37 protein-coding genes are annotated in these 22,685 nt (G+C 62.0%); all 37 read right to left on the bottom strand.

The genetic code is table 11. The features are described 5' to 3' along the window. Positions 1-2 precede the first annotated feature (2 nt). Complete coding sequence (locus NKH17_RS27275) at positions 3-920, bottom strand: DMT family transporter (RefSeq protein ID WP_352898787.1); 918 nt, start codon at positions 918-920, stop codon at positions 3-5. Then, on the bottom strand, positions 917-1,123 hold the full coding sequence (locus NKH17_RS27270) for a hypothetical protein (RefSeq protein ID WP_254817160.1): 207 nt from the start codon (positions 1,121-1,123) through the stop codon (positions 917-919). Before NKH17_RS27270 ends, NKH17_RS27275 begins: the two co-directional genes overlap by 4 nt. A gap of 19 nt (positions 1,124-1,142) precedes the next feature. Further along, positions 1,143-2,123, bottom strand: coding sequence for an RluA family pseudouridine synthase (locus NKH17_RS27265; RefSeq protein ID WP_352801477.1), 981 nt, complete (start codon positions 2,121-2,123; stop codon positions 1,143-1,145). 62 nt (positions 2,124-2,185) lie between these two features. After that, complete coding sequence (locus tag NKH17_RS27260; RefSeq protein ID WP_254817158.1) at positions 2,186-2,524, bottom strand: DUF190 domain-containing protein; 339 nt, start codon at positions 2,522-2,524, stop codon at positions 2,186-2,188. Next, positions 2,521-2,892 (bottom strand): CrcB family protein, encoded by a 372-nt coding sequence (locus NKH17_RS27255; RefSeq protein WP_352801814.1) that lies wholly within the window; start codon positions 2,890-2,892, stop codon positions 2,521-2,523. Before NKH17_RS27255 ends, NKH17_RS27260 begins: the two co-directional genes overlap by 4 nt. 125 nt (positions 2,893-3,017) lie before the next feature. After that, a complete protein-coding gene (gene crcB, locus NKH17_RS27250; protein WP_352806837.1) occupies positions 3,018-3,404 on the bottom strand; it encodes a fluoride efflux transporter CrcB in 387 nt (128 codons plus the stop codon). Between the two features lie 31 nt (positions 3,405-3,435). After that, positions 3,436-4,266, bottom strand: a complete 831-nt coding sequence (locus tag NKH17_RS27245) for an aspartyl/asparaginyl beta-hydroxylase domain-containing protein (RefSeq protein ID WP_352898783.1) — start codon at positions 4,264-4,266, stop codon at positions 3,436-3,438. Between the two features lie 136 nt (positions 4,267-4,402). Continuing rightward, positions 4,403-5,713 (bottom strand): replication-associated recombination protein A, encoded by a 1,311-nt coding sequence (locus tag NKH17_RS27240; protein WP_352806841.1) that lies wholly within the window; start codon positions 5,711-5,713, stop codon positions 4,403-4,405. A gap of 43 nt (positions 5,714-5,756) precedes the next feature. Then, a complete protein-coding gene (locus tag NKH17_RS27235; RefSeq protein WP_352806844.1) occupies positions 5,757-7,244 on the bottom strand; it encodes a DegQ family serine endoprotease in 1,488 nt (495 codons plus the stop codon). 194 nt (positions 7,245-7,438) lie between these two features. After that, positions 7,439-7,870 (bottom strand): 50S ribosomal protein L17, encoded by a 432-nt coding sequence (rplQ, locus tag NKH17_RS27230; RefSeq protein WP_023675127.1) that lies wholly within the window; start codon positions 7,868-7,870, stop codon positions 7,439-7,441. A gap of 116 nt (positions 7,871-7,986) precedes the next feature. Then, positions 7,987-8,997, bottom strand: coding sequence for a DNA-directed RNA polymerase subunit alpha (locus NKH17_RS27225; protein WP_023675128.1), 1,011 nt, complete (start codon positions 8,995-8,997; stop codon positions 7,987-7,989). A 104-nt stretch (positions 8,998-9,101) separates the two neighbouring features. After that, positions 9,102-9,491, bottom strand: a complete 390-nt coding sequence (gene rpsK, locus NKH17_RS27220) for a 30S ribosomal protein S11 (RefSeq protein ID WP_023799279.1) — start codon at positions 9,489-9,491, stop codon at positions 9,102-9,104. Between the two features lie 139 nt (positions 9,492-9,630). Further along, entirely contained in the window at positions 9,631-9,999 is a 369-nt protein-coding gene (rpsM, locus tag NKH17_RS27215; RefSeq protein ID WP_006205445.1) for a 30S ribosomal protein S13, read from the bottom strand. A gap of 198 nt (positions 10,000-10,197) precedes the next feature. Beyond that, a complete protein-coding gene (locus NKH17_RS27210; protein ID WP_352478786.1) occupies positions 10,198-10,809 on the bottom strand; it encodes an adenylate kinase in 612 nt (203 codons plus the stop codon). Next, complete coding sequence (secY, locus tag NKH17_RS27205; protein WP_023675130.1) at positions 10,806-12,146, bottom strand: preprotein translocase subunit SecY; 1,341 nt, start codon at positions 12,144-12,146, stop codon at positions 10,806-10,808. Before secY ends, NKH17_RS27210 begins: the two co-directional genes overlap by 4 nt. A 191-nt stretch (positions 12,147-12,337) precedes the next feature. Next, on the bottom strand, positions 12,338-12,811 hold the full coding sequence (gene rplO / locus NKH17_RS27200; RefSeq protein ID WP_352478784.1) for a 50S ribosomal protein L15: 474 nt from the start codon (positions 12,809-12,811) through the stop codon (positions 12,338-12,340). A gap of 22 nt (positions 12,812-12,833) precedes the next feature. Further along, complete coding sequence (gene rpmD / locus NKH17_RS27195) at positions 12,834-13,031, bottom strand: 50S ribosomal protein L30 (RefSeq protein ID WP_006205449.1); 198 nt, start codon at positions 13,029-13,031, stop codon at positions 12,834-12,836. A gap of 24 nt (positions 13,032-13,055) precedes the next feature. Then, a complete protein-coding gene (gene rpsE / locus NKH17_RS27190; RefSeq protein ID WP_006333394.1) occupies positions 13,056-13,619 on the bottom strand; it encodes a 30S ribosomal protein S5 in 564 nt (187 codons plus the stop codon). An 83-nt stretch (positions 13,620-13,702) separates the two neighbouring features. Next, the gene (gene rplR, locus NKH17_RS27185; protein ID WP_352478782.1) at positions 13,703-14,062 is read right to left on the bottom strand and encodes a 50S ribosomal protein L18; all 360 of its coding nucleotides are present in this window, start codon (positions 14,060-14,062) and stop codon (positions 13,703-13,705) included. Positions 14,063-14,147: 85 nt separating this feature from the next. Beyond that, positions 14,148-14,681 (bottom strand): 50S ribosomal protein L6, encoded by a 534-nt coding sequence (gene rplF, locus NKH17_RS27180; protein WP_023675133.1) that lies wholly within the window; start codon positions 14,679-14,681, stop codon positions 14,148-14,150. A gap of 88 nt (positions 14,682-14,769) precedes the next feature. Further along, positions 14,770-15,168, bottom strand: coding sequence for a 30S ribosomal protein S8 (gene rpsH / locus NKH17_RS27175; RefSeq protein ID WP_006205453.1), 399 nt, complete (start codon positions 15,166-15,168; stop codon positions 14,770-14,772). 12 nt (positions 15,169-15,180) lie between these two features. Further along, positions 15,181-15,486 (bottom strand): 30S ribosomal protein S14, encoded by a 306-nt coding sequence (gene rpsN / locus NKH17_RS27170; protein ID WP_352478780.1) that lies wholly within the window; start codon positions 15,484-15,486, stop codon positions 15,181-15,183. A gap of 27 nt (positions 15,487-15,513) precedes the next feature. Beyond that, entirely contained in the window at positions 15,514-16,092 is a 579-nt protein-coding gene (gene rplE, locus NKH17_RS27165) for a 50S ribosomal protein L5 (RefSeq protein WP_008875670.1), read from the bottom strand. After that, entirely contained in the window at positions 16,085-16,399 is a 315-nt protein-coding gene (rplX, locus tag NKH17_RS27160) for a 50S ribosomal protein L24 (RefSeq protein ID WP_254817150.1), read from the bottom strand. Before rplX ends, rplE begins: the two co-directional genes overlap by 8 nt. Positions 16,400-16,411: 12 nt before the next feature. Beyond that, positions 16,412-16,780, bottom strand: a complete 369-nt coding sequence (gene rplN / locus NKH17_RS27155; protein ID WP_006205457.1) for a 50S ribosomal protein L14 — start codon at positions 16,778-16,780, stop codon at positions 16,412-16,414. Positions 16,781-16,862: 82 nt separating this feature from the next. Further along, positions 16,863-17,102, bottom strand: a complete 240-nt coding sequence (gene rpsQ / locus NKH17_RS27150; RefSeq protein ID WP_023675136.1) for a 30S ribosomal protein S17 — start codon at positions 17,100-17,102, stop codon at positions 16,863-16,865. An 11-nt stretch (positions 17,103-17,113) separates the two neighbouring features. Next, entirely contained in the window at positions 17,114-17,314 is a 201-nt protein-coding gene (gene rpmC, locus NKH17_RS27145) for a 50S ribosomal protein L29 (protein WP_006205459.1), read from the bottom strand. 13 nt (positions 17,315-17,327) lie between these two features. After that, the gene (rplP, locus tag NKH17_RS27140) at positions 17,328-17,741 is read right to left on the bottom strand and encodes a 50S ribosomal protein L16 (protein ID WP_006205460.1); all 414 of its coding nucleotides are present in this window, start codon (positions 17,739-17,741) and stop codon (positions 17,328-17,330) included. A 27-nt stretch (positions 17,742-17,768) separates the two neighbouring features. Then, on the bottom strand, positions 17,769-18,494 hold the full coding sequence (gene rpsC, locus NKH17_RS27135; RefSeq protein ID WP_352898775.1) for a 30S ribosomal protein S3: 726 nt from the start codon (positions 18,492-18,494) through the stop codon (positions 17,769-17,771). Beyond that, positions 18,494-18,883 carry a 50S ribosomal protein L22 gene (rplV, locus tag NKH17_RS27130; protein ID WP_006205462.1) on the bottom strand — a complete coding sequence of 130 codons (390 nt, stop codon included), beginning with the start codon at positions 18,881-18,883 and terminating at the stop codon, positions 18,494-18,496. Before rplV ends, rpsC begins: the two co-directional genes overlap by 1 nt. Positions 18,884-18,885: 2 nt before the next feature. Then, a complete protein-coding gene (rpsS, locus tag NKH17_RS27125) occupies positions 18,886-19,164 on the bottom strand; it encodes a 30S ribosomal protein S19 (protein WP_006205463.1) in 279 nt (92 codons plus the stop codon). A gap of 16 nt (positions 19,165-19,180) precedes the next feature. Continuing rightward, entirely contained in the window at positions 19,181-20,014 is an 834-nt protein-coding gene (gene rplB / locus NKH17_RS27120) for a 50S ribosomal protein L2 (protein WP_023675138.1), read from the bottom strand. Between the two features lie 22 nt (positions 20,015-20,036). Next, positions 20,037-20,330 (bottom strand): 50S ribosomal protein L23, encoded by a 294-nt coding sequence (locus tag NKH17_RS27115; RefSeq protein WP_006205465.1) that lies wholly within the window; start codon positions 20,328-20,330, stop codon positions 20,037-20,039. Further along, complete coding sequence (gene rplD, locus NKH17_RS27110) at positions 20,327-20,947, bottom strand: 50S ribosomal protein L4 (protein WP_023675140.1); 621 nt, start codon at positions 20,945-20,947, stop codon at positions 20,327-20,329. Before rplD ends, NKH17_RS27115 begins: the two co-directional genes overlap by 4 nt. Beyond that, entirely contained in the window at positions 20,947-21,675 is a 729-nt protein-coding gene (gene rplC, locus NKH17_RS27105; protein ID WP_254817149.1) for a 50S ribosomal protein L3, read from the bottom strand. The genes rplD and rplC overlap by 1 nt, the downstream gene beginning before the upstream one ends. Before the next feature lie 96 nt (positions 21,676-21,771). Further along, a complete protein-coding gene (gene rpsJ, locus NKH17_RS27100) occupies positions 21,772-22,080 on the bottom strand; it encodes a 30S ribosomal protein S10 (RefSeq protein WP_006205468.1) in 309 nt (102 codons plus the stop codon). 63 nt (positions 22,081-22,143) lie between these two features. After that, positions 22,144-22,685, bottom strand: a 542-nt coding sequence (locus NKH17_RS27095; RefSeq protein WP_352972801.1) for an EF-Tu C-terminal domain-related protein, incomplete at its 5' end; no start/stop codon positions are given.

The raw sequence follows: 22,685 nt of genomic DNA, 5'->3' as shown, positions 1-22,685 counted from the left end.
GCTCATCCGAGGGCTTGTTTTCGGGCCGGCCGGTTGACGATGATAAGACCGGCGGCGATGAGGCCGAGTGCCAGGAAGATACGAACGGTCAACGGCTCGTTCAAGAAGACGGCGCCGCAGAGCACACCGAACACCGGCGACAGGAAGGTGAAGCTCGACAGTCCAGATGCAGGGTAGCGCCGGAGCAGCCAGAACCACAGAACATAGGTGAACGCGACGACGTAGACGGCCTGGAACAACAGAGCCAAGGTCGGCAGAACGGCAAAGCTGCGGACTGGGGGGCCGGCAAAAGGCATCACCAAAATCCCGACGACGGCGGCCCCGGCTAGTTGATAGAGCAGCAGCTTTTCGGCGCTGGCCGTGACCAGCTTCGACCGCTTGATGACGATATTGGTCACGGCCCACAGAATGCCGGCGCCGAGACTGAGCAAATCGCCGCTCAATGTTGCGCCGCCATTGGCGCTCAGTTTGTCGGAAAACACCGCGACCAGTCCGGCGAAAGCGAGCAGAAGACCAACGAGCTTGCGTGCCGTGATGCTTTCGCCCAGCAGGAAATGGCCGCCGACCAACATCCAGAACGGCATGGTGTTGACCAGCAAGGTGTTGCGCACGACGGTGGTGTGCTCGAGCCCGACATACAGAAACAGGAACTCGAGACCGAAAAGTGCGCCTGCCAGAATGCCGGCGACGAGGGTCTTGTCGGGCGTGAACAGCGCGATGCCGCGCCAGCGGCACCAGCCGAAAACACACAGGCCGCCGATCACCGAGCGGGCGATCGACAGGAAAACGGGATCGTAGCCGGCATAGGAGATCTTGGCCGCGACGTAGTTCAGCCCCCAGGAAAAAGTCAGCCCAACCATGATGGCGGCGGCGGCAGCGTCAACGGAACTGCGGCGGTCCATTGCGGTTGCTGCGGTCATTGCTTGGACTGGCTTTCCAGCTTCGCGAGCAGCGCCTTCAGCACTTCGGTATTCTGCCTTACCGCTTCGGTGTTCTCACGGCCGATTTCGGCCATCGACCCCTGCCGGGTTGCAACGCGGCGTATATAAGCGAACCAGACGACGAGAATCAGGATGAATGGCAACCAGTTCACCAACTGACGAACGAGCGACGCTTCATCCATGGTTTACGCCCTCGCTCATTTAATCCTCTGCGCTTGCGTCGTCGAAGCCGATCAGGTTCCAGCTCTGGCGCATGTGCGGCGGCATCGGCGCGGTGACGTCGACAAACCCCTTGTCGGGATGCGGGATGACGATGCGGCGGGCGTGCAGATGCAGGCGGTTCTGCATGCCCCCGGGAAAATCCCAATTGGTGTCGGCCTCGAAATATTTGGGGTCACCGATGATCGGGCAGCCGATATGCGCGGCATGGACACGAAGCTGGTGGGTGCGGCCGGTATACGGCTCCATCTCCAGCCAGGTCATCGTCTGTGCAGCCTGCTCGATGATACGGTAGTAGGACACGGCGTGGTCGGCGCCCTTTTCGCCATGCTTGGCGATGCGCACGCGATCGCCGTCGGGCGTCGGTTCCTTGATCAACCAGGTCGAGATCTTGTCCTCGCGCTTCGGCGGCACACCCTTGACCAGCGCCCAGTAGGTTTTCTTCGTCTCACGCGCCCGGAACGCTTCGGCGAGCTTCATGGCGGCGAGCCTTGTACGGGCGACAACCAGAACACCCGACGTGTCGCGGTCGAGCCGGTGCACCAGACGCGGCTTCTCGCCCTTCTGGTTGCGCCAGGCTTCCAGCATGTCGTCGACATTGCGGGTGACCCCGGAGCCGCCTTGCACCGCCAGGCCGGCCGGCTTGTTGAAGACGAAGACCTTCGGGTCCTCATGGATCAGCATCTTGGCCAGGACATCGGCGTCGCCCTGGTTGCGTATCGAATGGCCGGTCAGCGGGCTTTCGCCTTTCTTGTCGACTTCGAGCGGCGGGACACGCACCGTCTGGCCGGCTTCGACGCGGGTATCGGCCTTCACCCTGCCGCCGTCGATGCGGATCTGGCCGGAACGCAGCAGCTTCTGCAGATGACCGAAACCGAGACCGGGGAAATGGCTCTTGAACCAACGGTCGAGCCGCATGCCCGCCTCGCCGGCGTCCACTGTGATCTGTTCAACGCCTGCCATGATTCCAATCGCCGTTTTGCGGGCATGCAACGGCATTCGCCGGCACCCGCAATCTCACTCGGTTATTCGTTGTCGGTTCCATATTGCAGAACCTGAACTTTCTCCAGCGTAATCAAGCCACTTGTCATGATTGTTTCAAGAACGGGCAGGAAAGCGGCCAATTTTTCCTCGTCATCGACGATCTCGATGACGAGGGGCAGATCCTCCGATAGGCGGAGGATCTTCGTGGTGTGAAGCCGGCTGGAATGGCCGAACCCCATCGCGCCCCGCAGGACTGTCGCGCCGGCGATCTGCATTTCGCGGGCCCTCAGCACGATAACCTCATACAGCGGACGGCCATCTGCCTTGTCGTTTTCGCCGATAAATATGCGCAGCAATTGCGCCTGCGTTGGTATCTTCATTGCCTGGACCCTCTCAGCCGGTTGAGGCGAACTGCAAAGATGTAGCCAAGCCAGACGGCGGCAAGCCAGGCCACCACGGAGATCGCGATATTGAGTCCAGCCGCCAGAAGCCTCCCGCCTTGCGCGAGGGTGAGCGTTTCAAGGCTGAAGGCCGAGAAGGTCGTCAGGCCGCCACAGAAGCCGGCCATGAAGAACTGGCGCTGCAGCGGACCGGCGAAGACGCGTCCATCCGGTCCCGTCAATGTCGCGTAGAAGCCGATGAGGAATGAGCCGACAATGTTGACGAGGAGTGTGCCGAAGGGAAATCCAGCGCCCCACAGGGCAGTGCTCGTCGATGAGGCAAGCGCCCGCAGCACACCGCCGATCATGCTGCCCGCGGCCACGGTCGCATAGAGCCGAACCGTTTCGGAGGTTCTGCGCCAACCAATGAGGCGTCCGCCATGCCCGGCCGCGGCAGTCTCCGTCCCGTCGTGGCGGAGCTTCCGCGGGCCGCTCACGGCGCCCCGCTGCCAATCAGAAGACTTCCCGCGGCAAAGCCCAGCGTCACGCCGCCGAGGCTCAGGAAAACCGAAAGCAGCACATTTCCGCCGGCGCGCAGCCATTCGCCCTCGCGCGCCAGCGCCAGCGTCTGCAGGCTGAAGGAAGACACCGTGGTGTAGCAGCCGAGGCCGCCGGTGACGGCAAAGGCCCAGATGGCGGGCATGCCGTCGCGCGCCACCGCATGCGCAACGACACCGATTGCAAACGCTCCCGAGACGTTAACCACCATCGTGCCCCAGGGAAAGGTCTCGCCAACCCGGCGGGCGACGAAGCCGGACAAGAAGAAGCGGGCCATTGCGCCGATCGCGCCACCAAGGCAGACAAGCAACAGATGATACATCGTGCTCCCTCACGCCAGTCACACCACGGTGTCAGGCGGCTCCGGCCTTCTTCGGCTTGCTGGAGGCGATCATCTTCCAGTTTTTGTAGAACATGGCATTGATGCGCTCGACGCTGACCGAAACGATGGCCAGGAGTGTCGAGATCAGACCGGGAAACGGCGACGGGCGAATGATGTCCATGAACACACAGTAGCGGCGCCCCTCATATTCGTTGACCGAGCGGTGCAGCAGCGTGTCGTCGAAAATATAGAGCGGATTGTCGTGCCAGTAGTTCCTGGCGTTGTTGCACTCGACGAAAACCTCGGCCTTCACCGGGAGAAGATTGTAGAGAATGCGTAGGCTGAGCCGCAGCGGTCCGAAATGCCAGGAGGTCGATTCCTTGCCCCTGAACACCGACACGGCGATGGTCTTGATGTATTTGAAATCCTTGTTGAATTCGGCAACGTTGTCGATTTTATGCTTGCCATACCACTGATAGACATACATGCCGCGCCGGCCGCTGCCGAAATTGGCATCGATATCGGCGATGATCTCGTCCTTGCGCGCTTTGAAGACGTCCAGGACCTCGTTGACCTCGCGTTGATAGTCCGGAGGAAACTGGTCCAGTTTCCAGACACCCCGGTTTCTGTAGCACAGCAGATCGACCAGCAGATTGAAGGGCGAAAGCAGCCAGGTGAAGATGCCGTTGCCGAGGAAATAACCACTGAACAGGGCCCAGTTCTTGTTGTCGTTGCGCAACACGTCGATCAGACCGAGGACAATGAAAATTGTCATCAGGATGGGAATGAAATAAAAGCCGAGCGCCAGCAGCGGGATCGCTATGGCGAACTTCCGAAGGGTCTTGCGAGATTTTTTTGTCATTTTTCCACGCGCCAGGCGCGATTCCATTCTGAATATCGTCGGTACGTTTCTGGCCTGTCCGCCGGCCGAAGGCGCATCTTGATAGGGTTTTTTGTCACGCCAGACAACGGCGATCACGCCACTGTGCGACTGGCAGCTACTTTTCCCGCTCGCTGCGCAGCTTCGCCCAATAATCCAGCCGCTTCCTGATATCGCGCTCGAAGCCGCGCTCGGGCGGGTCGTAGAATGTCTGCCTTCCCATCTTCTCCGGAAAATAGTCCTGGCCGGAAAAAGCGTCGGGCTGGTCGTGGTCGTAGCGATAGCCGGCGCCGTAATCTTCCTGTTTCATCAGCTTGGTCGGCGCATTGAGAATGTGTTTGGGCGGCAGCAGCGAACCGAATTCCTTCGCCGCCTGTGTGGCGGCCTTGAACGCGGTATAGACTGCATTGGATTTCGGCGCGGTGGCGAGATAGACGGTCGCCTCGGCGAAGGCCAGTTCGCCCTCGGGCGAGCCCAGATAGTCGTAGGCGTCCTTGGCGGCGTTAGCGACGACGAGCGCCTGCGGGTCGGCCAGCCCGATATCCTCCATCGCCATGCGCACCAACCGGCGCCCGAGATAAAGCGGATCTTCGCCGGCGTCGAACATGCGGGCCAGATAGTAGAGTGCCGCGTCGGGGTCGGAGCCGCGCACCGATTTGTGCAAGGCGGAGATCAAATTATAATGGCCGTCCTGGCCCTTATCGTAGATCGGCGCGCGGCGCTGGACGATGCGCTGCAGAGCTTCGGCGCCGAACACCTCCTTTGATTTCGCTGCGCGCCAGACCTCTTCGGCGAGCGTCAGCGCCGCGCGGCCGTCGCCGTCGCTCATGCGGATGAGCATCGCCCGCGCGTCTTCATCGAGCGGCAGCGCCCTGCCCTCTGCCTGCTCGGCCCGCGCCAGCAGCTTGGCGATGCTGTCCTCGCCGAGCGAGTGAAAGACCAGCACGCGCGCGCGCGACAAAAGCGCGGCGTTAAGCTCGAAGGACGGGTTCTCGGTGGTGGCGCCGACCAGCACGACGGTGCCGTCTTCCATCACCGGCAGAAAACTGTCCTGCTGAGCGCGGTTGAAGCGATGGATCTCATCGACGAACAGCAGTGTCTGGCGGCCGTTCGAGCGGCGCAGCTTAGCTGCCTCGAACACTTTCTTCAGGTCGGCAACGCCGGAAAACACGGCCGAAATCTGTTCGAAGACGAGGCTTGTCTCTCCGGCAAGCAGCCGTGCGACCGTTGTCTTGCCGGTGCCGGGCGGGCCCCAGAAAATCATCGAACCGAGCGAGCCGGAGCCGATCAGCCGCGTCAGCGCGCCGTCGGGTCCGGTCAGGTGCTCCTGGCCGACGACCTCGCCAAGGTTCTTCGGGCGCAGACGGTCCGCCAGCGGCCTGCCGGGCGGCGTCTTTTCCGGTTCATCGACACTGAACAGATCGGCCATGCAACTTCTTCTGCCTGGAGCCCGATCATGCTGACGGTCGGGCTCAGTAACGCAACACCTGGCGCAGTATCTGCCCGCCGCGCTCGACGGTAAAGCGCCACCAGCGCGTATCCTGCTGGGCTACCTGTTCCAGGGTCGCCGCCTTGTCGATCGTCAGGCCATTGACCTCACGCACGATGTCGCCCGGCTGGAATCCAAAATCGGCAGCGGGCGAATCGCGGTTGATGTCGACCACGGTTACGCCTTTGACATCGGTGCGCAGACCGAGCCGTTGGGCAAGCCGTGGCGACAGTTCAGCAACCTTGGCGCCGGAAAACGGGCTGCGGCCGCGCAATGTGAGTTCCGCAGCTTTGGCGCCTTCGGGCGGTCGTTCCAGAGCGATGTCCATCGTCGCCTGCTGACCCTTGCTCAGAACGCCGAAGCTGGCGTTCGTACCAATCGACAGCGTCGCCATCCGGTAGTCCAGCGCCCCGACGCTCTCGACCGGCTTGCCGTTGAGCGACAGCACTACGTCGCCAGGCTTGAGCCCTGCCTTGGCCGCGGGTCCCGCCTCTTCGACTGAAGAAACCAGCGCACCGGTCGGTTTGTCCATGCCAAGCGATTCCGCAATCTGCGGCGTCACCGCCTCGAACTCGGCACCGGCATACGGCCGCTCGAAGAAGTCGAGCCCGGCCTTGGCCGCATCGGCGAAAGCGCGGACCATGTTCGAAGGGATGGCAAAGCCGATGCCGATCGAGCCGCCGCTACGGCTGTAGATCGCCGTGTTGATGCCGATCAGCTGCCCTCCCATGTTGACCAGCGCGCCGCCGGAATTGCCGGGATTGATGGCCGCGTCGGTCTGGATGAAGAAGCTGGAATCGGAGACGCCGATATGGCTGCGCGCCACCGCCGAAATGATGCCGCTGGTGGTGGTCTGGCCGACCCCGAATGGATTGCCGATCGCCAGCACCAGGTCGCCAACCTCGAGCGCGTCGGAATCGCCGATGGCGATCACCGGGAACGGCTTGTCGGAAGAAATCTTGAGCACGGCGAGGTCGAGCGTCTCATCCTTGAGCAGCACCTTACTGTCGAATTCGCGCCCGTCGGCGGTCGCGACCTTGACCTGGTCGGCGTCCTTGACGACATGGAAATTGGTCACCACGACGCCGGTCGGATCGACCAGTACCCCCGAACCGAGCGACGACTGCGCGCGCGGCTGCGAGCGGCCGAAGAACTCCTCGAAGAACGGATCGCCGTCGAAGGGTGACGCCACCTTGGCGGTCTGCGAGGCGTAGACATTGACTACAGCCGGCGCCGTCTGCTTGACCAGCGGCGCAAAGGACAGCTGCACCTCCTCGCGGCCGAACGGCACGCGCTTGTCGGGGCCGGAGGTGGCGTTTTCGCCTTCGACGCCATGCAACAGATCGGTCAGCACGTCGGACAGACCAGGATCTGGCTTGGTCTCCTCCGCCAGCGCGTGCCTGGCCGCCGGCACGAGGGCCAACGCCATCAAGGCGCAGATCAGAACAATGGACAGCCGTTTAACGCGCATTCCGAATCCTCCAAGTCGGGCGCAATTGTCCTGACGATTGTGCAAAATGAAAGGCTAAGCCGCTGAAATCCGATTATTTTGGGTAGTCGCCGCAAAAACCGGTGACCAAACCCCTACCAGCCCTGCCCGTTTACCTTCGGAAACAGAAAAAGGGGCCCGGAGGCCCCTTTTGAACTTCTCAGGAAAGCCGAGCCTTATGCGGCCGCGGCTTCCTCTTCGGTGCCTTCAGCCTCGATGCGGGCACGGTCGCCGGCGCCCTTGGCCGAGGTGTCGCGGTCGACGAACTCGATAACCGCCATTGCCGCGTTATCACCGTGGCGGAAGCCGGCCTTCATGATGCGCAGATAGCCGCCGTTGCGGGTGGCATAACGTGGCGCGATGGTATCGAACAGGCGCTTGACGACGCCTTCATTGCCGATCTGGGCAATAACCTGGCGGCGGGCGTGCAGGTCGCCGCGCTTGCCGAGCGTCACCAACTTCTCGACGATCGGACGCAAATCCTTCGCCTTCGGTAGCGTGGTGAGGATCTGCTCGTGCTCGATAAGCGACACGGCAAGGTTGGCAAACATCGACTTGCGATGGCTTATGCTGCGGGCGAACCGGCGGCCTTTAAATCCGTGGCGCATGGCTCTTCTCCTTCATTGCGGTTTCAAGAGGCCTGAGCCCCAGTTGGTTAGCCGCATGATCTTGTCCGAAAAGTCTGCAACTTTTTGCTGCGCTGACCTTCGGTTCGGGATCATGCTTAATATTGATCTTCGTAACGCTTGGCGAGGTCTTCGATGTTTTCCGGCGGCCAGTCCGGCACTTCCATGCCGAGATGCAGGCCCATCGCCGCCAGGACTTCCTTGATCTCGTTCAGCGACTTGCGGCCGAAGTTCGGGGTGCGCAGCATCTCGGCTTCGGTCTTCTGGATCAGGTCGCCGATGTAGACGATGTTGTCGTTCTTCAGGCAGTTGGCAGAGCGCACGGAAAGCTCGAGCTCGTCGACCTTCTTGAGCAGCGCCGGGTTGAAGGCAAGCTCGGTAACCTGCTCGGCGGCGACTTCCTTCTGCGGCTCGTCGAAATTGACGAACAGGCCGAGCTGGTCCTGCAGGATGCGAGCGGCGAAGGCCACTGCGTCCTCGCCCGAGATCGAACCATCGGTCTCGATGGTCATGGTCAGCTTGTCATAGTCGAGAACCTGGCCCTCGCGGGTGTTCTCGACCTTATAGGAGACCTTCTTGACCGGCGAATACAGGCTGTCGACGGGGATCAGCCCGATCGGCGCGTCCTCGGCGCGGTTGCGGTCGGCCGGCACATAGCCCTTGCCGGTGTCGACGGTGAATTCCATGCGGATTTCAGCGCCCTCGTCCAGCGTACAGATGACGTGGTCGGGATTAAGGATCTCGACGTCGCCAACCGTCTGGATGTCGCCGGCGAGAACCGCACCCGGTCCCTGCTTGCGTACGACCATGCGCTTGGGGCCGTCGCCTTCCATGCGGATGGCGATTTCCTTGATATTCAAGACGATGTCGGTCACGTCCTCGCGGACGCCGGCGATGGACGAGAATTCATGCAGAACGCCGTCGATCTGCACGGCGGTCACAGCCGCGCCACGCAGCGAAGATAGAAGCACGCGGCGCAGCGCGTTGCCGAGGGTGAGGCCGAAGCCGCGCTCGAGCGGCTCGGCGACGAGCGTGGTCAGCGTCTTCTTCTTCGACGAGAACTCGATCTTGTTCGGCTTGATCAGTTCTTGCCAATTTTTCTGGATCATAGTGCTTTCCTTCCGTTGTCCCGCCACCATCCAATCGTGGCGGGCGACCTGGAATGCCGTGGAGGAGCGCCCTTGAGGCGCTCGCGCGGCGTTCGGTAAATTCTTTAGACGCGGCGCTTCTTGCGCGGGCGGCAACCATTGTGCGGGATCGGCGTCACATCACGGATCGAGGTGATGGTGAAGCCGGCGGCCTGCAGCGCGCGCAGCGCCGATTCACGACCGGAGCCGGGTCCACAGACCTCGACCTCGAGCATGCGCATGCCGTGTTCTTGGGCCTTCTTGGCAACATCTTCGGCGGCCATCTGGGCAGCGAACGGGGTCGACTTGCGCGATCCCTTGAAGCCCTGGGCTCCAGCCGACGACCAGGCAATCGAGTTACCCTGCGCGTCGGTGATGGTGATCATCGTGTTGTTGAAGGTCGAATTGACATGGGCAACGCCCGACGAGATGTTCTTGCGTTCGCGACGGCGAACACGAGTGGCTTCCTTGGCCATGATGGTCCTTTCAGTTGATCTCTACACCGCCGTAATGCCAGCGGCTCCACCAGGGAGAAGGCAGTAGGGGAATATGGCAGTAGGGCAGTATGTCTGCCGTTCCTATTGCCTTACTGCCCTACTCCCTTACTGCCCTAAATTACTTCTTCTTTCCGGCAATCGACTTGGCTGGGCCCTTGCGGGTGCGCGCATTGGTATGCGTGCGCTGGCCACGAACCGGCAGCGAGCGGCGGTGACGCAGGCCGCGGTAGCAGCCGAGGTCCATGAGTCGCTTGATGTTCATCGACACTTCGCGGCGCAGGTCGCCCTCGACCTGATAGTCGCGGTCGATGGTCTCGCGGATCTGCAGCACTTCCGCGTCGGTCAGCTGGTTGACGCGACGCTCGGCCGGGATGCCGACCTTGTCGACGATCTCCTGGGCGAACTTCTTGCCAATGCCGTGAATGTATTGAAGCGCGATGACGACGCGCTTGTTGGTCGGAATGTTGACGCCGGCTATACGAGCCATGTTCTTCTCTTCTCCATGTAGGCCGGGCGAGCCGGCGCTTCAAGTTGCCCCGCGTCCGGTGGAGGCCGGCCCTTGCGGGAGTTTCCAGTTCAAAGCGGCCTGCCTTGCCCTTGCGGACAAGCAAGCCTCATGCCTGATAGGAAGACGGGCCGCCATACCCCAGCGGGCCGCTCCAGTCAAGCGCAATCGTTCGATTCTCTAGCCGGCCGCTCGGCCAACCTGCCGGGTCGTCGCCCTGAGCACCGCCTCGATCTGCTGCGTCACCGCATCGATGTCGGCCATGCCATCGACGCCCCTAAGTTTGCCCTTGGCATAGTAGTAGCCGATCAGCGGCGAGGTTTTCTTGTAATATTCCCTCAAGCGTTCTTCGAACACCGCTGGACTGTCGTCCTTGCGCACTGGCAGGCCTGCGGCCTTGGCTTCTTCGGCGCGCTTGACGATTCGGCCAACCAGCGCCTTGTCGTCGACGACAAATTCGATGACCGCGTCTAGCTCCAGTCCGCGATCCGACAGCATTTCCTCAACGGCGTCCGCTTGCACCAGAGTTCGCGGATACCCGTCAAGGATGAAACCGTTTGCGCAATCAGCTTGATCGATGCGCTCGGCCACGATGGCATTGACGATAGCGTCGGACACCAGTTCGCCAGCGTCCATCACCGCCTTGGCGCGCTTGCCGACTTCGGTGCCGGCCTGAACAGCAGCACGCAGCATGTCCCCCGTGGAAAGCTGTGGGATGCCGTGTCGTTCTACCAGTCTCTGTGCTTGTGTCCCCTTGCCCGCCCCCGGCGGTCCAAGCAATATCAACCTCATCTGGCCTTTTTCCCCCCGCGCAGCTTCGACTTCTTGATCAGGCCCTCATACTGGTGCGCGATCAGGTGACCCTGAATCTGCGCCACCGTATCGAGCGTTACACTGACCACGATCAGGAGCGAAGTGCCACCAAGGTAGAACGGTACGCCAGTCGCTGAAATCAGGAACTCGGGCAGCAGACACACCAGCACCAGATAAATGGCGCCGACGACGGTGATGCGGGTGAGCACATAGTCGATATAGTCCGCAGTGCGCTCGCCCGGACGATAGCCCGGGATGAAACCAGAATGCTTCTTGAGCTGGTCGGCGGTGTCCTTCGGATTGAAGACGATCGCCGTATAGAAGAAGGCGAAGAACACGATCATCGCCGCGTAGAAGGCCATATAAAGCGGCTGGCCGTGGCCGAGCGCCGCCAGGATGGTGCTAGCCCATGCAGGCATATTGGTGGTCTGCGAGAAGCCGGCGACGGTCGCAGGCAGCAGCAGCAGCGACGAGGCGAAGATCGGCGGAATGACGCCGGACGTGTTGAGCTTCAGCGGCAGATGCGAGGTATCGCCCTGGAACATGCGATTGCCAACCTGGCGCTTGGGATACTGGATCAGCAGGCGGCGCTGGGCGCGCTCGAAGAAGACGATCAGCGCGATGACGATGATGGCGAGCACGATGATCGCTAGGATCAGGCCGGTCGACAAGGCGCCGGTGCGGCCAAGCTCCAGCGTGCCGGAGATGGCGCGCGGCAGGCCGGCGACGATGCCGGAGAAGATGATCAGCGAAATGCCGTTGCCGATGCCGCGGGCGGTGATCTGCTCGCCAAGCCACATCAGGAACATGGTGCCGCCGACCAGCGTGACGACGGTAGAGATGCGGAAGAACATGCCGGGATCGTTGACGATGCCATTGCCGCCCTCAAGCCCGACCGAAATGCCGTACGCCTGGACCAGCGCCAGAAGCACTGTGCCGTAGCGCGTGTACTGGTTGATGATCTTGCGGCCCTGCTCGCCTTCCTTCTTCAGCGCTTCCAGCGACGGAATGACCGAGGTCATCAGCTGCATAATGATGGAAGCGGAGATATAGGGCATAATGCCAAGGGCAAAGATCGCCATGCGCTGCACGGCGCCGCCGGCGAACATGTTGAACATGCCGAGCACGCCCTTGCTCTGCGACGAGAAGGCCTGGGCGAAAGCGTCGGGATTGATGCCGGGCAGCGGGATGTAGGTGCCAAGACGGTAGACGAGCAGCGCGCCGATGGTGAACCAGATGCGCTTCTTCAAATCCTCGGCTTTGGCGAAGGCCGAAAAATTCAGATTCGAGGCTAGTTGTTCAGCAGCCGAAGCCATGCCTGATTCTCCGCTTGGTCACGCTCGATGCCCGCAGCTCAGGCGGCGCGTGTCACCGAAGCTCACGAGATAAGCTCCGGACTGCAAACATGCAAGCGGCCGCGTTGATGCGGCCGCCACATCTGTCGGATCAAAGCACGACCGCAGGCAAAACCGAATTCCGCCTTTGCCGAACGTGCTTCAAATTGCCGTTACTCGGCGGCTGCCTGCTCAGGCAGTTTCACCGAGCCGCCGGCCTCTTCGATCTTCTCGATCGCGGCCTTGGAGGCTCCGGCCACGTCGAAGGCAAGCTTGGCCTTGATGTCGCCGTCCGAAAGGATGCGCACGCCGTCCTTGACGCGACGGATGACGCCGGCCGCAACCAGCGCCTCGGCCGTCACAACTGTCTTAGCGTCAAGCTTCTTGGCATCGAGCGCCGCCTGGATGCGGGCCAGCGACACGACAGTGAAGCTCTTGGCGAAGATATTGTTGAAGCCGCGCTTCGGCAGACGCCGGTAGAGCGGCATCTGGCCACCCTCGAAGCCGTTGACGGCGACACCGGAGCGCGCCTTCTGGCCCTTGACGCCGCGACCGGCGGTCTTGCCCGAACCGGAACCGATGCCACGGCCGAGACGCTTCTTGGAATGCGTCGCGCCGTCCTTGTCACGCAGATCATTGAGTTTCATCTGGATTCTCCTGCGCTCTGGCTCAGCCCTCGTCCACGACGCGGACGAGATGCTGGACGGCAGCGATCATGCCGCGCACGGAGGGCGTATCCTCCAGCGTGCGCTGCTTGTGCATCTTGTTGAGGCCGAGGCCGACCAGCGTTGCGCGCTGCTCCTTCGGCCGGCGGATCGGTGAACCGATCTGCTCGACGGTGATGGTCTTGGTTGCTTTCTTGGCCATGGTCAGATCCCTGGTCAGCGTCGACTATTCTTCAGCCGCAACGGCGGTGCCGCGGCGGGCCTGAAGGGTCGAATACTTGATGCCGCGCGCGGCAGCCACATCCTTCGGATGCATCTGGCTCTTCAGCGCGTCGAAAGTGGCGCGAACCATGTTGTAGGGGTTCGAAGAACCCATCGACTTGGCGACCACGTCATGCATGCCGAGCGTCTCGAATACGGCGCGCATCGGGCCGCCGGCGATGATGCCCGTACCTTGCTTGGCGGCGCGCAGCAGGACACGTCCCGCTCCCCAGCGTCCCTCGACGTCATGGTGCAGCGTGCGGCCCGAGCGCAACGGCACGAAGATCATGTCGCGCTTGGCCGATTCGGTCGCCTTGCGGATCGCCTCCGGCACTTCACGCGCCTTGCCGTGCCCGAAGCCGACGCGGCCCTTCTGGTCGCCGACGACAACGAGTGCTGCAAAGCCGAAGCGCCGGCCGCCCTTGACGACCTTGGCGACACGGTTGATGTGGACGAGCTTGTCGACCATGCCGTCGTCGCGTTCTTCGCGATCACGGCCGCGGCCGCCATCCCTACGTTCCTGTGCCATATCCTGTTCCTTGTTTTTTTCCGGAAGCACGGTTGATGATGATATCCGGCGGCCTCTGTGGGTCGCCGGGGCAAATTTCGTTTTTAGAAGCTCAGACCACCTTCACGTGCAGCCTCGGCAAGCGCCTTGACGCGGCCGTGGTAGATGTAGGCGCCCCGGTCGAAGACGACTTCCTTGATGCCGGCCTTCGAGGCACGCTCGGCGATCAGCTTGCCGATGGCAGCTGCGGCCGCGGTGTCGGCGCCGGTCTTGAGCGAGCCCTTGAGCTCCTTCTCAAGCGTCGAAGCAGCCGCGATGGTGTGGCCCTTGGTGTCGTCGATCACCTGGACATAGATGTTCTTCGACGTGCGATGGACCGACAAACGCGGACGATCGCCGGCAACCTTTTTGATCTGGCGGCGGACGCGCTGAGCGCGGCGTTGGGTGGATTCTTTCGAGCCCATGATATCAGTTCCTTGCCTTCAAAAAACGGGGGCAACCATATGCGGTAGGACGAGCCTCCCGCGACCGCTCCCCGCGGCGTTAAAATTACTTCTTCTTGCCTTCCTTGCGGACGATCTTCTCGCCAGCATAGCGGACGCCCTTGCCCTTGTAGGGCTCGGGGCTGCGGTACTCGCGGATCTCGGCGGCAACCTGACCGACCTGCTGCTTGTCGATGCCGGTCACGGTGATTTCCGTCGGCTTCGGCACCGAAATCGTCACGCCCTGCGGCGTCTCGTAGACAACGTCGTGGCTGAAGCCGAGCGCCAGCTGCAGGTTCTTGCCTTGCATGGCGGCGCGATAGCCGACGCCGGTGATCTCGAGCTTCTTTTCGAAGCCGTCCTTGACGCCCTGCAGGATGTTGACGATCTGCGTGCGCGACATGCCCCATTTGGAACGGGCGGTCTTGGTCTGGTCGCGCGGCTGGACAGCGATCTCGCTGCCTTCCATCTTGACCAGCACTTCGTCGTTCACCACGAACTTCAGCTCGCCCTTCGGACCCTTCGCCGTCACGGTCTGGCCGTTGACGGTCGCGGTCACGCCCTGCGGCAGCGAAACGGGTTTCTTTCCAATACGAGACATTCTGTTGTCCTCGTCACTTCTCTTGTTTCAGGTCTCGGTTTTCGGGACTTGATCCCGAAAGCCGGATTCCAACGGGTCACACACCAGATCAGAAGATCTGGCAGAGGATTTCCCCGCCGACATTCTGTTCGCGCGCTTCGTGGTCGGCCATCACACCCTTCGGCGTCGAAAGAATGGCGATGCCGAGGCCGTTGGCGACGTGTGGTATCGACTTGGCGGAAACGTAGACGCGGCGGCCGGGCTTCGAGACCCGGGCGATTTCGCGCACCACCGGCGCACCGTCGAAATACTTCAGCTCGATCTCGATTTCGGACTTGCCGTTGTCGAAGTCGGTCTGGCTGTAGTCGCGGATATAGCCTTCGGCCTTCAGCACGTCGAGGACACGGGTGCGCAGGCGCGAAGCCGGCGTCGAAACGCTCGACTTCTTACGGCCATACGCGTTGCGGATGCGGGTCAGCATATCGCCGAGAGGATCGCTCAATGACATGTTATGTCCTCCTTACCAGCTCGACTTGACCAGGCCCGGGATCTGGCCGTTATTGCCGAGATCACGAAGCGCGATACGCGATACTTTGAGCTTGCGATAATAGGCACGCGGACGTCCGGTGACTTCGCAGCGGTTGCGGATGCGGGTCTTGGCCGAGTTGCGCGGCAGCGCCGAAAGCTTCAGCTGAGCGCGGAAGCGCTCTTCCATCGGCTTGGCCTGATCCATGATGATCGCCTTGAGCACCTTGCGCTTGGCAGCGAACTGGTCCGCAAGCTTGCGGCGCCTGTTGTTCTTCTCGACTGAGCTGGTCTTTGCCATTTCAGATTTTTCCTTTTCTCGCTGCCGTTACTGGCGGAAGGGGAAGTTGAAGGCCTTGAGCAATGCCCTGGCTTCGTCGTCCGTCTTCGCAGTCGTACAAACGATGACGTCCATGCCCCAGATCTGATCAACCTTGTCGTAGTTGATCTCCGGAAACACGATGTGTTCCTTGATGCCCATGGCATAGTTGCCACGGCCATCGAAGCTCTTCGGGTTGAGCCCGCGGAAGTCGCGGACGCGCGGCAGTGCGATGTTCACGAGGCGGTCGAGGAACTCGTACATGCGTTCCTTGCGCAGCGTGACCTTGGCGCCGATCGGCATCTTCTCGCGGACCTTGAAGCCGGCGATCGAGTTGCGGGCGCGGGTGACAACGGCCTTCTGGCCGGCGATCATTGCAAGGTCTTCGGCCGCGATCGAAGGCTTCTTCGAATCGCCGGTCGCCTCGCCGACGCCCATGTTCAACACGATCTTGTCGATGCGCGGAACCTGCATCTCGTTCTCGTAGCCGAACTGCTCCTGCAGCGCCTTGCGAATGGTCTCGTTGTAGACCTGCTTGAGGCGCGGCGTGTTCTGGGCAGTTGCCTGCTTGGTTTGAGCCTTAGCCATTGATGACTTCTCCCGAGCGCTTGGCGACGCGCACCTTCTTGCCGTCCTTCTGGAAGATGAAGCCGACGCGGGTCGGCTTGCCATCCTTGGGGTCGGCCAGCGCGATGTTCGACAGCTGGATCGGCGCTTCCTTGGTGATGATCCCGCCCTCTTGGGACTGGGACTGCTTCTGATGACGACGGATCAGGTTGACGCCGCGCACCAGCGCGGTGTCGTCCTTCGGCTGCACCGAAAGGACTTCGCCCGAACGGCCCTTGTCCTTGCCGGCCAGCACGACGACCTTGTCGCCTTTTCTAATCTTTTGCATTGGTCCGGCTCCTTACAGCACTTCAGGCGCGAGCGAGATGATCTTCATGTGGTTCTTGGCGCGGAGTTCGCGCGGAACCGGTCCGAAGATACGCGTGCCGATCGGCTCTTTCTTGTTGTCGACGAGAACGGCTGCGTTCTTGTCGAAACGGATCACGCTGCCGTCCGGGCGGCGGATGTCCTTGGCCGTGCGAACCACGACCGCCTTCATCACATCGCCCTTCTTGACGCGGCCGCGCGGGATGGCTTCCTTGATCGACACCACGATGATGTCGCCCACGGAAGCGTATTTCCGCTTCGAGCCGCCCAGCACCTTGATGCACATGACACGACGGGCGCCGGAATTATCCGCGACGTCGAGGTTTGTTTGCATCTGAATCATGACTGGCCGCCTTCTTCTTTTCTAACGGGACGGGTTTCTCACCCCTCCCCGGTCTGTCCAAAATTCGTTTCGTTGGCCCTGATCAGGCCTGGTCCGAAGACACCACGACCCAGCGCTTGTCCTTGGAAATCGGCTTCGATTCCTGGATGAACACCTGATCGCCGACCTTGTGGGCGTTGTTCTCGTCGTGCGCCTTGTACTTCTTGGTCATGCGCACGGTCTTCTTCATCACGGGATGCGTGAAGCGCCGTTCGACCTTGACGACAACCGTCTTCTCGTTCTTGTCGCTGACGACGGTGCCCTGCAGAATGCGCTTTGGCATGGTTTTCGTCCTTAAGCCTTCTTGGCCGCGGACTTTTCCGCAGCGATGGTCTTGATACGCGCAATGTCCTTGCGGACCTGCCTCACGCGCGCGGTCTTCTCAAGCTGGCCGGTGGCCTTCTGGAAGCGCAGGTTGAACTGCTCCTTCTTCAGGCTGGCCAGGTCGTCGGTCAGCTGGTCCTGGGTCTTGGTCCGGATGTCTTCGGCTTTCATGATCAGCCCGTCCTTATTCTGCGATGCGCTGTACGAAGCGCGTCCTGACCGAGAGCTTGGCCGCGCCGAGACGCAGCGCCTCACGGGCGGTTTCCTCGTTGACGCCGTCGATCTCGAACATGATGCGACCCGGCTTGACGCGTGCCGCCCAGTAGTCGACCGCGCCCTTGCCCTTACCCATACGGACTTCAGTCGGCTTCGACGTAACCGGCACGTCCGGGAAGATACGGATCCACACCCGGCCGGCGCGCTTCATCTCGCGGGTGATCGCGCGGCGGGCCGCCTCGATCTCACGCGCGGTGACGCGGTTCGGCTCAAGCGCCTTCAGCCCGAAACCACCGAAATCCAGGTTGGTGCCGCCCTTGGCGGTACCGTGGATGCGGCCCTTGAACTGCTTGCGGAACTTTGTGCGCTTTGGCTGCAGCATCGTTCTAACTCCAAATTCCTGACTGTCTTACGCGTTTTCGCGACGGCGACCGCGCTCGCGCTCACCACCACCGCCATGCGCTTGATCGCCCTCGGTGGCGCGGCGCTCCGATGCCATCGGGTCGTGCTCAAGGATTTCGCCCTTGAACACCCATACCTTGACACCGCAGATACCGTAGGCCGTATTCGCCTCGGCCGTGCCGTAGTCGACGTCGGCGCGCAACGTATGCAGCGGCACGCGGCCTTCGCGATACCATTCCATGCGCGCGATCTCCGCGCCGCCGAGACGACCGGCGCAGTTGATGCGGATGCCTTCGGCACCGAGGCGCATCGCCGACTGGACGGCGCGCTTCATGGCGCGGCGGAACGCGATGCGGCGCTCGAGCTGCTGGGCGATCGACTGGGCGACCAGGGTCGCGTCGATCTCCGGCTTGCGCACTTCGACGATGTTCAGATGCGTCTCGGACTTGGTCATCTCCATCAGCTTCTTGCGAAGCTTCTCGATGTCGGCGCCCTTCTTGCCGATGATCAGGCCCGGACGCGCCGCATGGATGGTGACGCGGCACTTCTTGTGCGGACGCTCGATCACGACCTTCGAGATCGCAGCCTGCTTGAGTTCCTTCTCAAGATATTTGCGGATCTTGATGTCCTCGTGCAGCAGCTTGCCGTACTCGCCGGTGTTCGCGAACCACCGCGAATCCCAGGTGCGGTTGATGCCGAGACGCAGACCGATCGGATTGACTTTCTGGCCCATTATGCGGCCTCCCCTTTTTCTTCGACTTCACGAACGACGATCGTGAGGTGCGAGAACGGCTTCTCGATACGGCTGGCGCGACCACGGCCACGGGCATGGAACCGCTTCATGACAATCGACTTGCCGACATAGGCTTCCGCCACGATCAGCGCATCGACGTCGAGGTCGTGGTTGTTTTCTGCGTTGGCGATCGCCGATTCCAGCGTCTTCTTGACCGTGCCGGAAATCCGCTTGGCCGAGAATTCGAGGTCGGAAAGCGCTGTCGCGACCTTCTTGCCGCGGATCAGCGCGGCAACCAGGTTCAGCTTCTGCGGGCTGATACGGATCGTGCGCAACACGGCGCGCGCTTCGTTGTCAGCAAGCCTGCGCGGAGCTTTGGCCTTGCCCATGATTATTTCCTCTTCGCCTTCTTATCCGCGCCGTGACCGTAATAGGTCCGGGTCGGAGCGAATTCACCGAACTTGTGACCGACCATGTCCTCGTTCACCGAGACGGGAACGTGTTTCTGGCCGTTGTAGACACCGAAGGTGAAGCCGACGAACTGCGGCAGGATGGTGGAGCGGCGGCTCCACATCTTGATCACCTCATTGCGACCACCTTCACGAACCTTGTCCACCTTCTTCAGAAGGTAGCCGTCGATGAAGGGGCCTTTCCAAATCGAACGAGTCACTTGGCGTTACCTCTTCTTAGCTCTTGCGCTGATGGCGCGAGCGCAGGATGAACTTGTCGGTCGCCTTGTTGGACCGCGTCTTCTTGCCCTTGGTCGGCTTGCCCCAGGGCGAAACCGGATGGCGGCCACCCGAGGTGCGGCCTTCGCCGCCGCCATGCGGATGGTCGACCGGGTTCATGGTCACGCCGCGATTGTGCGGACGTTTGCCACGCCACACGGTGCGGCCAGCCTTGCCGTCATTGATGTTGCCGTGGTCCGGGTTGGACACGGCACCGACAGTGGCCATGCAGGAGCCGTGGACGACACGCTGCTCGCCCGAATTGAGGCGCAGGATCGCCATGCCCTGGTCGCGGCCGACGAGCTGGCCATAACCACCGGCCGAACGGGCGACCTGAGCGCCCTTGCCAGGCTTCAGCTCGATATTATGGACGATCGTGCCGACCGGCATCGAGGCCAGCGGCATCGCATTGCCCGGCTTCACGTCGACCGATTCACCGGCTACGATCTTGTCGCCGGGAGCCAGACGCTGCGGGGCGATGATGTAGGACAGCTCGCCATCGTCGTACTTGATCAGCGCGATGAAGGCGGTGCGGTTCGGATCGTACTCGATACGCTCAACCGTACCGACGACGTCGAACTTGCGGCGCTTGAAGTCGATGATGCGGTAGGTGCGCTTGTGACCGCCGCCGATGAAGCGGGCCGTGATGCGGCCGTAATTGTTGCGGCCGCCCGACTTGGTCAGGCCTTCGGTCAGGCCCTTGACGGGCTTGCCCTTGTAGAGGCCCGAGCGGTCGACGATGACCAGCTGACGGGTGCTCGGCGTTACCGGGTTGAATTTTTTCAGTGCCATTGTTCTGTCCTCGCGACCTTGCTCAGAGACCCGTCGCGACGTCGATCGACTGGCCGTCGGCCAGCGTCACAACCGCCTTCTTGACGTCGCTCTGGCGGCCGATCGTGCCGCGGAAGCGCTTGATCTTGCCCTTGCGGACAAGCGTGTTCACAGCCATCACCTTGACGCCGAACAGCGCTTCGACGGCGGCCTTGATTTCCGGCTTCGACGCCTTCTTGGCGACATTGAAGACGACCTGGTTCTGCTCGGAAGCCATGGTCGACTTTTCGGTGATCGCCGGCGAGACGATCACGTCGTAGTGACGAAGGTCGGTCATTTGAAGCGCTCCTCGAGAGCCTCGACGGCGGCCTTGGAAAGGACCAGCGTGCCGCGGCGCAGAATGTCGTAGACGTTGATGCCCTGGATGGGCAGCACGTCGATGTTCGGGATGTTGGTCGCCGCCAGCTTGAAATTCTTGTCAAGCTCGGCGCCGCCGATCACCAGGGCGTTGCTCAGGCCCAGCGTCGCGAAATTCGCGATCAGTGCCTTGGTCTTGGCCTCGGTCAGCTTCAGCTCGTCGATGATGATGATCGACGCGCTTTTGGCCTTGGCCGAAAGCGCATGCTTGAGACCGAGCGCACGCACCTTCTTCGGCAGATCGTGCTCGTGGCTGCGCACGACCGGGCCGTGGGCCTTGCCGCCGCCGCGGAACTGCGGAGCGCGAGCCGAATGGTGACGGGCGCGGCCGGTACCCTTCTGCTTGTACATCTTGGCGCCGGTGCGGGCGATTTCCGCGCGGCCCTTGGCCTTGTGCGTGCCCTGCTGCTTCTTGGCGAGCTGCCAGCGCACGACGCGCTGCAGGATGTCCTCGCGCGGATCAAGGCCGAAAATCTCTTCGGAGAGCTTCAGCTTGCCGGCGTCCTTGCCGCCAAGCGTTGTAATCTTGAGGTCCATTATTCCGCTCCCTCTGTGGCCGGGGCCTCGTTCTTGGCGGCACCATCGGTTGCAACGGCGCGGATCGCGGCGGGCTTCGGCGCATTGGCCGGAAGCGCAACCTTGGCCGCATCGCGGACCAGGATCCATGCACCCTTCGAACCCGGGACCGCACCGCGGATCAGGATCAGGCCACGATCGGCGTCGGTCGAGACGACCTCGACATTCTGCGTGGTGACGCGGGTGTCACCCATGTGGCCGGCCATATGCTTGCCCTTGAACACCTTGCCCGGATCCTGGCGCTGGCCGGTCGAACCGTGTGTACGGTGCGACACCGAGTTGCCGTGCGTGGCGCGGCCGCCACCCATGTGGTGCCGCTTGATGACGCCCTGGAAACCCTTGCCGATCGTGGTTCCCGTCACATCGACCTTCTGGCCGACGACGAAATGCTCGACGGTGATCTCGGCGCCGACATCGATCATGTTGTCGGCGGAGACGCGGAACTCGGCAACCTTGGCCTTAGGCTCGACGGAAGCGGACGCGAAATGGCCGCGCATCGCCTTCGACGTGTTCTTCACCTTGGCAAGGCCAACGCCGAGCTGGACGGCGGTATAGCCGTTCTTCTCCTGCGTGCGCTGCGCCACGACCTGGCAGTTCTCCATCTGGAGAACAGTGACGGGAACATGTTCCCCGGCATCGTTGTAGATGCGGGTCATTCCCACCTTCTTTGCAATCACACCTGAACGCATCGGTTCAATTCCTTTAGAGTTCCCTGTCGGGGCTGTCGCCCCTCCACGCCTCTTGTTCCTTCAGAGTTCCGGGTCGCCCCGCTGACCTCTGGTTCCTTAGAGCTTGATCTCGACGTCGACACCGGCGGCCAGGTCGAGCTTCATCAAAGCATCGACCGTCTGCGGGGTCGGGTCGACGATGTCGAGCAGACGCTTGTGCGTGCGCATCTCGAACTGCTCGCGGCTCTTCTTGTCGACGTGAGGCGACCGGTTGACCGTGAACTTTTCGATCCGCGTCGGCAGCGGAATTGGGCCGCGGACGTTGGCGCCGGTGCGCTTGGCGGTCGACACGATTTCCCGTGTCGAGGCGTCGAGCACCCGGTGATCAAACGCCTTCAGGCGGATGCGGATATTCTGTCCGTTCATGCGTCACTTCCTTGTTCTGGCGCGGCGCGGGCAGCGCCCGCGACAGATCGGTTTAAGTCCAAATTACTCTTTGATGGTGACGACGATGCCGGCACCGACGGTGCGGCCGCCTTCACGGATGGCGAAGCGCAGCTTCTCTTCCATGGCGATCGGCACGATCAGCTCGACATCGACGGTGATGTTGTCGCCCGGCATCACCATCTCGGTGCCTTCCGGCAGCGACACGATGCCGGTCACGTCCGTCGTGCGGAAATAGAACTGCGGACGGTAGTTGGTGAAGAACGGCGTGTGGCGGCCGCCCTCGTCCTTGGTCAGGATGTAGGCTTCGGCAACGAACTTCTTGTGCGGCTTGACGGTGCCGGGCTTGGCCAGGACCTGGCCGCGCTCGACGCCTTCACGGTCGACACCGCGCAGCAGCGCGCCGATGTTGTCGCCGGCCTGGCCCTGGTCGAGCAGCTTGCGGAACATCTCGACGCCCGTGCAGGTCGTCTTGGTGGTCGGACGGATGCCGACGATCTCCAGCTCCTCGCCGACCTTGACGACGCCGCGCTCGACGCGGCCGGTCACCACCGTGCCACGGCCCGAGATCGAGAACACGTCCTCGA

This window comes from Mesorhizobium sp. M1334 (assembly GCF_040317995.1).
Classification (GTDB): Bacteria; Pseudomonadota; Alphaproteobacteria; order Rhizobiales; family Rhizobiaceae; genus Mesorhizobium.
This window is presented reverse-complemented; position numbering and strand designations above follow the sequence as displayed.